Genomic DNA, 1,605 nt, shown 5'->3' with positions numbered 1-1,605 from the left:
GGACCTGTGGCCGGCGGACTCCCCGGGCGCCGGGCCCGCCGTCACCGGGGTGGTGTTCCACGCCGGTCCCGCCGCCTTCGCCGAGTGCGCGGCCGACCCGCTGCCGCAGGGCGTGCTCTGTCTGGACCGGCTGGGGCTGATCGTGTACGCGAACCCGGCGGCGGCCCGGCTCGTGGGCCGCAGCCGGGAGTGGCTGCTCGGGCGTGCGCTGTGGGACGCGCTGCCCTGGCTGACGGGACCGCCGTACGACGACCACCTGCGCGGCGCCCTGCTGGCCCCGGAGCCGGTGTGCTTCCACGCGCGGCGGCCGGCCGGCGAGCGGGACGGGCCGGGCGAGGGTGACTGGCTGGCCGTGTCGCTGCACCCGGGGACGGACCTGCTGACCTGCACGCTCACCCCGGCCAGCCGCATGGACCCGGCGACCGGTCAGGTGCCCCGGGCGTACCCGGACGAGGGGGCGGAGCCGGACGACCGTGCGATGACCCCGCTGTACCGGCCGATCGCGCTGGCCATCGCGCTGACCGACGCGGTGACCGCCCGGCAGGTGTCGGCGGTGGTCGTGCGGGAGCTGCTGCCCGCGTTCGGCGGCCGGCGGCTGGCCATCTATCTGCTCCAGGAGCGACGGCTCCACCTGGCCTGGGAAACCGGGTTCCCGCGAGGGTTCCTCGACCCGTTCGAGGGCGTCGGCCTGGACGCGCGGATCCCCGGGGTGGAGACCCTGACCACCGGCCGGCCGCTGTTCTTCGAGTCCATGACGCAGCTCGGGGCGGCCTATCCGGGGCTCGCCCTCGACTCGGACGTGGGGGCGCGCGCCTTCCTGCCGCTGATCGCCTCGGGGCGGCCGGTGGGTTCCTGCATCCTCGGCTTCGACCGGCCGCGCGGGTTCAGCGCGCAGGAGCGTACGGCGCTCACCGCGCTCGCCGGGCTGATCGCGCACGCGATGGAGCGGGCCCGCCGCTACGACAGCGAGGCGGCCCTGGCCCGCGGCCTCCAGGAGGCGCTGCTGCCGCGCCGGCTGTCGGCACACCCCGGGGTGGAGACCGCGGGCCGCTATCTGCCGGGGACGCAGGGGATGGACGTGGGCGGGGACTGGTACGACGTGGTGGAGTCCGGGGACGGGCTGGCGCTGGTCATCGGCGATGTGCAGGGACACGGGGTGCAGGCGGCGGCCACCATGGGCCAGTTGCGCAGCGCCGTACGGGCGTTCGCGCTGGGCGACCGGCCGCCGGACGAGGTGCTCAGCGGCACCAATCGCCTGCTGATCGACCTGGACCCGGGCCAGTTCGCCAGTTGCTGCTGTCTGCGGCTGGACCCCGCCACCGGCCGGACCCGGATCGCCCGGGCGGGTCATCTGCCGCCCCTGCTGCGCTGTCCGGACGGCCGGACCCGGGTGCTGGACGTTCCGGGCGATGTCGTCCTCGGGGTGGACCCGCACGCCCGGTACCCGGTGACGGAGCTGGTGCTGGTGCCGGACGCGATCCTGGCCCTGTACACCGACGGTCTGGTGGAACGGCCCGGCACCGACATCGACGAGGGCATCGCGGCGCTGCGGCTGGAGCTGGCCAAGGCCGGTGCCGCCGCGGGCCGGCGTGGCGGGACGGGCGC

At 76.3% G+C, this 1,605-nt stretch carries 1 protein-coding gene; it reads left to right on the top strand.

The genetic code is table 11. The annotated features are described in order from the left end of the window. A partial coding sequence (locus H5J33_RS34595; protein WP_181798616.1) for a SpoIIE family protein phosphatase occupies positions 1-1,605 on the top strand: 1,605 nt, incomplete at both ends.

The sequence above is a fragment of the Streptomyces sp. WELS2 genome, from assembly GCF_013870595.1.
Classification (GTDB): Bacteria; Actinomycetota; Actinomycetes; order Streptomycetales; family Streptomycetaceae; genus Streptomyces.
The sequence above is the reverse complement of the archived record's forward strand: the minus strand, read 5'-3'. Positions and strand labels throughout refer to the sequence as shown.